The organism is Photorhabdus kleinii (genome assembly GCF_025384885.1).
Lineage (GTDB): Bacteria > Pseudomonadota > Gammaproteobacteria > Enterobacterales > Enterobacteriaceae > Photorhabdus > Photorhabdus kayaii.
On the sequence record NZ_JAJAFY010000015.1, the window covers coordinates 82,551 to 91,809 of the forward strand.

General features: G+C 38.6%; 4 protein-coding genes and 1 tRNA gene. 4 read left to right on the forward strand and 1 reads right to left on the reverse strand.

Annotated elements, in window-relative coordinates:
* The first annotated feature begins 279 nt into the window (after positions 1–279).
* On the forward strand, positions 280–4,206 hold the full coding sequence (locus tag LG003_RS10000; RefSeq protein ID WP_262980654.1) for a hypothetical protein: 3,927 nt from the start codon (positions 280–282) through the stop codon (positions 4,204–4,206).
* Positions 4,207–4,210: 4 nt separating this feature from the next.
* A complete protein-coding gene (locus tag LG003_RS10005; protein ID WP_262980655.1) occupies positions 4,211–6,691 on the forward strand; it encodes a hypothetical protein in 2,481 nt (826 codons plus the stop codon).
* A gap of 904 nt (positions 6,692–7,595) precedes the next feature.
* On the opposite strand, the gene LG003_RS10015 is transcribed toward LG003_RS10005, so the two are convergent.
* A tRNA-Arg gene (locus tag LG003_RS10015) sits at positions 7,596–7,672 on the reverse strand.
* Between the two features lie 195 nt (positions 7,673–7,867).
* Between LG003_RS10015 and folD the strand changes: the two genes are divergently transcribed.
* Positions 7,868–8,743, forward strand: coding sequence for a bifunctional methylenetetrahydrofolate dehydrogenase/methenyltetrahydrofolate cyclohydrolase FolD (gene folD, locus LG003_RS10020; protein ID WP_112879701.1), 876 nt, complete (start codon positions 7,868–7,870; stop codon positions 8,741–8,743).
* Positions 8,743–8,955, forward strand: coding sequence for a ribosome-associated protein YbcJ (gene ybcJ / locus LG003_RS10025; protein ID WP_112879694.1), 213 nt, complete (start codon positions 8,743–8,745; stop codon positions 8,953–8,955). Before folD ends, ybcJ begins: the two co-directional genes overlap by 1 nt.
* Positions 8,956–9,259 lie beyond the last annotated feature (304 nt).

Here is a 9,259-nt window from a genome sequence, read left to right on the forward strand (position 1 = left end):
TCTCCTATAATTGAAAATATTTTTTGTTTTCATATAGAGGCTGTCTTAGATAACGAACTTGTTCTAGGGGAGTTGACATAGGAAGCAGAATATGGATATATGATCTTCAATATGTTGATGGAAAATAATTGGGCACAAGAGATTGTGGTTGAGGTAGGATAAGCCAGTACTTAAAGAATTGTTGGTGTGTATTTGCCTCCAACTATATTTATAGCTATTTTCGTTTTGTTGCTGATAGCGGCTGTGACCTCAATAATCTGAGATGAATGAGGATAAAATATGATGAATGAAATATTGGACTCTTATAATGCAATTATAAAGTATACATTTGAGCGAGCTATCCTACTTGCGGAACAGTCTCCATTTAATCGCGAGTATGGTCGAAGAGAAATTGCAGGATTATGTCCTCTACAGGGGCCAACAGGTGGAGGAAAGAGTAGTTCTTTATTTCGAAAGTCCAAAGAAGATGGAATACCACCGGGGTTGGAAATTATCCAGGGAGAGGGTTATCAGGCTATATTGGTAACACACCGGTGGAATATTCTACATGATATTTATCATAATGCTGTCTCTAGTACAGATACAAACGGTAATCCGTTTAAGGTTAGCGTACTGTACGCACAGGATGAAAATATTGTCAGCGCAGTAATAAGACAGCCACTTCCACATGAACAAGGTTTGACAGATTGTAATCTACCTGATCCATTCTTATCACTGGATGAGCTTGCACAAAAAAAGATTATTGGTGAGTTTAGTATCAAGCTTCGTATTGAACAAGAATGCCGAAATGTTATTAATCTTGTGCGTAGTCTCAAATACCGAGGCAAAGATACTTCTGTTGTTAGAAAGTTTCGTCAGTATGAAGAGAGGGAATTGAAAAAGGTTTGTTCATCGATTGAACGCTATTTGTTGCGAGTTATGACTTGTTTGGAGAAAGCGGTAAAAAAGCTTAAGAAAGAGTATGGTGATGAGCATAAGTTAACTTATCAAGCCATAGAGAAACTGACTCTGTTTCGAGGTCATCCTTGGATAAGGAGGGTCTTTCCTGCTATTGCCTGGCATGATGAAAAACAACATTTACTCATTATGACCACGCAGAAAATGTTCTCCTCGTTTTATGACGGTAAAAGGAAAGTTCGTATGTCCAGCGTTGAGCTGTCAGGACATGTTATTTTTATTGACGAATTTGATTACCAGGCTGATATTTTGCAGATGTTGCTCGCTCAGGCTCAACTAGTCCAAGAACCTCCTGAATGTTTAGGACAACTGCTCGAAGGGGGACGACGCTTACTTTCAAGAATGTGCTATGTATTGACTCCTCCTGTTCCAGAATTGAATCGTGAATTACAGGCTTTTCTTGATGACCTTGAAAAAGAACTTCATGATAAAAACATTGATTTGAATCATTCACGTTCCTTAGTTATTCCCCTTCAGCAATATAAACAAGGACATCCATTTGGACAACAATATTTGTTTCGTTCGGATCATCTTGTCACTAGTAAGCCATTATCGATCAGTAAAGCAGAACATGGCTATGAAGTTTCTTTAATAGGGAGTAGCGATGATTATGAAGTTAATATCGGTGATTTCTTAAGGTTGATGGAGCAATATATTCGGAGATTTACTTTATTACTCTCTCAATTCTCGAGTGATGAATCCGAGGCTAGAGAATACCTCATTCGATTGAATCGATTGTTGTTTGATCCCGTCAATGATTATCGTCCTTCTTATTACAGCTCCGCGTTACCAAATTTATCTTTGTTCGCACTACCAAGAACAAGTTTGATTGAGTTAGATTGGTTGAGAGAAAGCAATCTTCTACCTAATTCACATGCTAATATTTATGGTCTTACCAATTGGTTACTCAAGCCAAATGAGGCTGAGGCTGATCTAGACCCACTTCGGATACAGATAAGACGGGCATTTATGCCAACAACTCCAGAAGGTTTATTGGTTTCATTAGCAAGCAGAAATCTGGTGTTTGCCATGTCTGCTACCTCGTATATTGAGCGTGCATTGGGGCATTTTGATCTCAGGTGGATTCAGTCTGCTCTCAGATATGTTGCAGAGTCGAGGAACCCTGAGATTAAGGTGAGTTTCTTGGATAACACTTTTGAGAATCGTCCAGAAGCATGGTTTAAGAAGCCGATACCTTATGTACAAACAGAGGAGGATAGAAGGCTTCAACAAAATATGATTAATGAATTGATCAAACGTAAGGCAGACGTCAGAAAAACGGATCTGTCTGTTGTTGTACACAATTTTGATGCTCTATCTGGGCAATCTGAATTTGATGAGTTCCAGTCACATTTGTTTCCAGAGTTTTTTCAACAACCTGAAGATAATATATCTGAGTTTACTTATAAGTATCGTTTGTCAATTTTGTTAAAGTTATTGGAAATTATCCGCCAGGCTGCCTCAAATCTAACACATAGAGGGCATCTTGCTTTTGTTAACTCAACTCGTTATTTAAAGAAATGGCTCTTGGATGAGCAAGCAAGTTCGAGCCGTGATGCTTTATCTTGGTTTGAATCAGATTATGATTTTTATCCCCAGTTACCTGAACAGCATGCATTGAACGGGTTTTCTGAGATTTTTGTCCCTATACGGGCTTTAAATCAGGAGATACTTATTTGTTTGCTGACCGCTGAAAGCCAAAAACAGAATGGTTTTGAGAAAGCATATCATGCAGCTTTTGATACTGGACGTATTGTTATTGTTTTAACTCAAATCGCATCAGCAACGAATGGGATCAACTTAAATTACTTCTTGCCTGAGAGCGGTAAGCCTATGGATTTAACTTGCCTTTATTTACTCGAAAGTAGGCATTTTTACTTTTCCAAATTCGAGTCAGCTGATGAAGAGTTAGATGAAATGTCGCATGCAGGTTTCCAACTTAGAAATCTAGAAAAACTACTTCGAATAGGAGAATTATCAAGAAAGAAACATCGATCTTTTATTATGCCATTGATGATAAATTCAAATATTGACATTTCGCGTTTGAATTCACTGTATAAGTTTACGGAAGATTACATAAAGAATACGGCCGCTGATATTCAACAGCAAGTAGGACGAGTTGAACGGGCCTGGACAGAAGTTCCAAATATTGAGATTCATCTTAGTGACTCAATCGCTCATGATTTGCAGCGATTTGCTTCTTTGCCAATATATGGTCAATACCGAAATCAAATATCGGACTTGAATAGGCAACTATTTGACTTTTTGCTCAATCGATTTGATAAGCAAAAAGCAAGTTTATTAAGTGTAATGATGTCGAAACACCAAACCGGTGAGCAAGCGGTTGAGGTTATTGATAATCAATTGGTTCCGGCTCTTAGAGCTGCAAGGAGTAGTGACATGGACGGCGAAATGGTTGAGAAAGTGTGGCACGAACTGGGGAGAGCCGTATTGCAGTATGATTTTTCTTGGAAACCCAAAGTATCTGTATTCGGAATTGAAAGTGAGCTTAAGCATTGGGCATGTTTTGAAAGACCCATTGATAGCTATAGAACAGGAGAAGTTTGGTATGACCCTGGTACTTGGCAATTTTTTGCGGAAAGACGGGAAGGTTTGAAATTATATAACCTTCAGCGCTTGTATCACCCCATTCAAACTCAGCCAGCAATTCTCAATTGGTTCAACAGAAAAGGGTTTAGAACATCTGTGTTTCCTTATGCAAGCGAACTAGAGCAACAATATGCATTTCACCCTTTAGTTGTTCAGCGCATTTTACAAGGTCGTTTGGGAGAGGAGGCGATAAGAGCTTTACTCGATGCTGAAAGTATTCGTACCAGACAATGTATGACCGATACTCGTCTACTAGAGCTTTATGATTTTAATGTTATTGGTACTAGATATCGAGTTGATGCTAAGTATTGGGGAACTGAAAGCTTGGATAATGCTGATGATACTTTTATTTACTGGGTTGAAACTGGAATGCCTGAAGATAAAGTGCCGATGGGATTGAAGCACAAACTATTAAATATACGCGAAATTGAAGGAAGCCAAGTAAGGCTTATTATTGCCAATTTTATAACGTCACGTGGTGATGCGTCTTTGACTGGCTTCGGTGTGGACTTTCAGACCTTGCCTATTGAAAAAGCGGATATTCTCTTTTTAAGTGGCTGTATTAGCTCTGAAAATAATCAGTTTACGTCAGGGTTTAAATGGCTAATTAGAATGATCAAGAATGAACTAATGGGGTAGGATAATGACTGAACTGAAGAAGGAAGTTATAAGAAGCTTGCCATTATCTCATCTCATATATAGAGATGACGAAGTTGATAGTGATAAGGCGAATAAGCTCGTTGTTTATCATTATCCACTGAGTAAGAGCTATTGTTGGAAAGAGTGGGAATCGAGAATCAATGATGAGCTGGATAGTCGGTATTTTTCATATCTAATGAAGAGTTACAAAGATCAATTTGGCCTTTTTATCTCCCTTAATAGTGAGTCGGATATACCACCGAAAATAACCAACTCAGATAGTGTTCAGATAAATCCGGTACGTATTTATTATTCGCAAAGTCTTAATCCTGTCTGGGTTCGACTAATAATGCGTAAAATTGCCGCTTTTGGTACGCACTGTCGTGGTTCATATAGTTTAGGAAGACCTTTACTTAAAACTGATACATGGAAAACTAAAACGAGCTCTGGTATCAATGCTATTGGAATTGATTGCCGAACGCAGCAATTGCAGGATGGCGTAACGACTGAAATTGTACTTTTTCATGAGAATGTACCATTAAGACCGTTAAAAGGAGATGAGAATCCGGAGCAAATAAAGACTTCGCTATGGGTTTATGATAAATGTAATGTATTAGTGCGATGGTATCCTTTTAAGGAAAGAAAGCTGCCGGGTGTTGCATTCAAAGAAGTCAGAAAGCAAAAGAATAAACGAAAACAACGCGCATTTATTGACGTCTCCTCACCTAAAGAGTTTTCACTGAGTTGGCCTGTTATCCTTAAACCAGTTCAAGATGAATTCATTCAACGAGCTTATGAGTTTGGTTTCAAGCTAAAGCCAAAAGTTCTCAAACTTCAACCTCTTCCTATTAAGACAAAGTATAAACAGCTGAAGAATCTTTCCGCATTTCAAAGCATATCGCTAAATGGGGAAGTAGATATTATTGATCTTAGGGTATCCGATAAGGTGGATACTAGTTCTTTTTTGAATCTATTTACTATGCTATTGAACTCGAAAGGAATAGATGTAAGGTTTAATTGGTTAGAAGATATTGGTATTGAGAATATACAAGACTATGAGCCTAGCAGCGATAGTCGGATATTGATCTTATTAGATCAGACTTCTGGGATAGTTGATGACAGGTATCCTTTGAGCGAGCCCCTGCGTTCTAAATGTGCTGTCCAACACATTAACGTTAACCCCAATGATTTTATGGGTGATGCTATAGAATCTGGTTTATTGATGGAATTTGAGGAAAAAGAAACAGGTAAATTTATTCTTTATCCAGATTTTGAACAGAAGTACTTTAATTATGGGATCTCTGAAATCAATGGAAAAGAATATCAAGAGATGTTAGTGAGGAATCTCGAAATTAGTGTTAAAGAATTATTGCTAAAACAGCTATTGCTATGTCCTGAGGTGCGGGTTTCTGAATTATTGCCTAAACAGGTGGAATGTCTTAATGAAAGGATGGCCATCATTACCGATGGCTATTTCTTTACCGTTAATCAAGATCGTCCTGTTTTGATACCTTTTAACCCTACTGATCCACAATTAGTAAAAGTCTGTGACCAATGGCTCCAAAAATTCGATACATCTGTAGTTAAACTGCTAGAATTATTAGAAGAAAAGTGGCCATATAGTTACCGTCCTCAGGAAGTGATGGATAGGTTTGAGACCGAAGTAGAGAAAGTTCGGCGTTTTGTGAAACGCTTAACTATTATTTTGAGTAAGGAATTAGCAAATGAGCGGGTGTCAATTATTTTGCAAGATCCGAAGTATGACACGCCACATATGTTACCTAAGGGGATGACCGATGTTTTGTCAGATATGAATAAGCAAGTTCAACAACATCTTGTATATCAATGGTTGTTACCTGATCTAGAAGTGCTCATTCAGCAGATAGGAGAGTTAACTGAAGAAGGAGAAATTAGCCAAGGAAAAGCGGCTACGCTTAATAAAGAGTTGCCTCAACTAGTCGGATATTGGAATAATGAATTAGCGGATTTGATGCGGAATAATATTGATAAGACAGATTACAAAACAATTAAGCAAGCAGTTTTTTCAAGGTGGTTAAAAAAGCAGAACTCGGTTTTGAAAGGAAATGCTCAGCCTAAAAAGACAGCTAGTACTTCGCTTATCTCGTCATGGGATAGCCTTTTATCTCGGGTTTTTGATAAGCCATTGAAAGATATAAAAGGTTGGTTGCGAAATGTTCCGGGAATACAACGATTGTGGTATGACAATGAACAACACTACTTTGTTGTTGGTGGTTTATCTTCACCTAAGGCTCAGCTTCAGAGACAACCTAGCATCAGGCAATGGCATGCCCTGCAAGGTAAATTAGATGTTGCACTACTGTGTGCTTTACTAGATGTAGATTGGGTTCGTATGAATCAATTAGCAGGAAATCCATGTGTGGCTACCCTAATAAAAAGATGGAAAGAATGTCATCTAGGTAAAGAAATCGCATTATTACCGAAAGGTAAGTTAGAGAGTATTTAAAAAATTTCATCAAATCTCAAGTATATCTCTATTTTGTGATTAATTGTGCAAAATAGAGATATTTCTTACGTTAAAAACTTTAAAAATTAAAATGTTAATTATAGTAGTTATCATTAGTCTTTTATTTTTATGTGCTGAATTAGACTAATAAGTGCAGAGCAAATTAGAGATTTAGCCGAATTTGTCGGTTTTCTATAACAGAAAATGGGGTTGACTGGGAAGATAAAGTTGATTGAAAAGCAGAATGTGTTATTTATGAAGGTACAATTCCAGAGTATCCCATAAGTTATTTAGTGAATATCCGTTAACCAATGATTCAGTGCGCTGTAGTCATTGTTTTGTAGAATTATATTCGTTAGCTCAGAGAGATATATGCGAAAATATTGTAATGAAAGTTGATAATAATACTTTCTAGATATTGGCAAGGAAGTGTGAAAATAGATTTGGGTAATTATGTTATTATTTATAATAACAATCAGTTCAATTTAAATATTAAACGAACGTTCCTATGATATCCTGTATTACCTAAGAACTAGGGTGATAAGTTTGGGAGATAAGTAGTCTGATATTTGAGGCTGTATGGGAAGATGAAGTAATTCTGATATTAGTGGCTAAAGCAGTTTTGGCGGTTAGTTATAGAAAGGAGTAAGCGAATGGCAACAAGGTACATTGGACTTAAAGAAATGTGCAGGCTGACGGGGAAAAGCCACCCCACATTGTGGAGAATGTGGGCAAAGCGGAATGAATTCCCTAAGCCAGAAAAAACTCCAGGAGGGACGTTTCATTGGGTGGTCTGAAAATATATATGAGGCATGGGTAAAAGAACAAAACTCTAACAGCACCTGTTAGAGCATCCGTTTTCCTAACAGCGCCCGCAGAAATGCGGGTAACTCTTTGATTTTACTGGCGCACCCTACAGGATTCGAACCTGTGACCTACGGCTTAGAAGGCCGTTGCTCTATCCAGCTGAGCTAAGGGCGCATTTTGAGACATGAGCTGCATCAGTAATGCTTTGACGCGGGGAGAGATTATACGGTGAAACCCATTGAGTCAATGGCTTTTCTGCTTATAAATCTTCATCTGGCTATTTTCTGATTATCAATAAAACTGACAGCACGTTCATGTTCTGACAAAATAGGCAGTATCCCAATGTTTGATTTATGGATTTATTCGTACATGCCAGCAAAAATTATTGACGGGAAAACGATTGCGCAGACAATCAGAAGTGAAGTCGCAGTGCGTGTTCAACAACGTGTTGCTGCGGGAAGACGCGCTCCTGGTCTTGCCGTTGTTTTAGTCGGCGAAAATCCGGCTTCTCAAATTTATGTCGCAAGCAAGCGCCGTGCCTGTGAGGAAGTCGGGTTTGTTTCCCGTTCCTATGACCTGCCAGATACCACCAGTGAAGCCGAGTTGTTGAATCTTATCGATCAGCTTAATAATGATTCAGAAATTGATGGTATTTTGGTTCAGCTCCCTTTACCTGCCGGTATTGATAATGTCAAAGTTCTGGAACGTATCCAGCCTGATAAGGATGTTGATGGCTTCCATCCCTATAATATTGGTCGTTTGTGTCAACGCGCTCCAAAGCTGCGTCCCTGTACTCCGCGCGGTATCGCAACGTTGCTTGAGCGTTGTGGAATTAATACTTATGGGCTGAATGCCGTCGTTATCGGCGCTTCAAATATTGTTGGTCGCCCAATGAGCCTGGAGTTGTTATTGGCTGGCTGTACCACCACGGTGACTCATCGCTTTACTAAAGATTTACGCCACCATGTGGAGCACGCAGATTTGCTCATTGTGGCGGTTGGTAGACCAAACTTTATCCCTGGTGAATGGATTAAACTTGGCGCTATTGTTATTGATGTCGGAATTAATCGTCTGGAAGATGGAAAAGTCATCGGCGATGTTGATTTTGAAACCGCGTCAGAGCGTGCAAGCTGGATCTCTCCGGTTCCAGGGGGGGTTGGCCCAATGACAGTCGCGACACTTATCCAGAATACCTTGCAAGCCTGCGAGGAATACCATGATGTGGAAAAAATTGAAGGTTGTTAATGGAAATTTTTTATTTAGAAGGCCATCCTCATGTGGCGCTATGTGATCTGTTGAAGTTTCAAGGGTGGAGCGAAAGCGGCGCTAGTGCTAAAGCGGTTATTGTTGAAGGTCTGGTTGAAGTAAACGGTCAGATAGAAACCCGTAAACGTTACAAAGCTATAACCGGGCAGGTTGTTACCTTTAATGGTAAATCTGTTCACATTAAAGAATGATTAAAACGGGCTCCCTTAAAAATGAAGGGAGCCGCAGATTGCGGGTAAAGTACTCGCTTTTTGGTTGGGATTGACCGAAAAGGTGTTTAATCGGTATGTTTGGAAAGTGAGTTAAAGTGCGATTAAGCTTGATTTGGTCAACCGAAGTATCTGTAGTTAAAAAGTACCTCGATGAAAAATAATGAAAATGTAAAAAGGTTATAATGGTAAATAAGAATTAAACCTTAAACTTAATGTACAAGTTAATCTCTGTTAAATGTGAAAAGCACTAATAAGTAGAAAAGGTTTTTTATATCGGAGATAA

What these genes read in the sequence shown, in the direction of transcription:
- LG003_RS10000 (WP_262980654.1), top strand. Translation starts at nt 280, where the DNA reads ATGATGAATGAAATATTGGACTCTTATAATGCAATTATAAAGTATACA.
- LG003_RS10005 (WP_262980655.1), top strand. Translation starts at nt 4,211, where the DNA reads ATGACTGAACTGAAGAAGGAAGTTATAAGAAGCTTGCCATTATCTCAT.
- folD (WP_112879701.1), top strand. Translation starts at nt 7,868, where the DNA reads ATGCCAGCAAAAATTATTGACGGGAAAACGATTGCGCAGACAATCAGA.
- ybcJ (WP_112879694.1), top strand. Translation starts at nt 8,743, where the DNA reads ATGGAAATTTTTTATTTAGAAGGCCATCCTCATGTGGCGCTATGTGAT.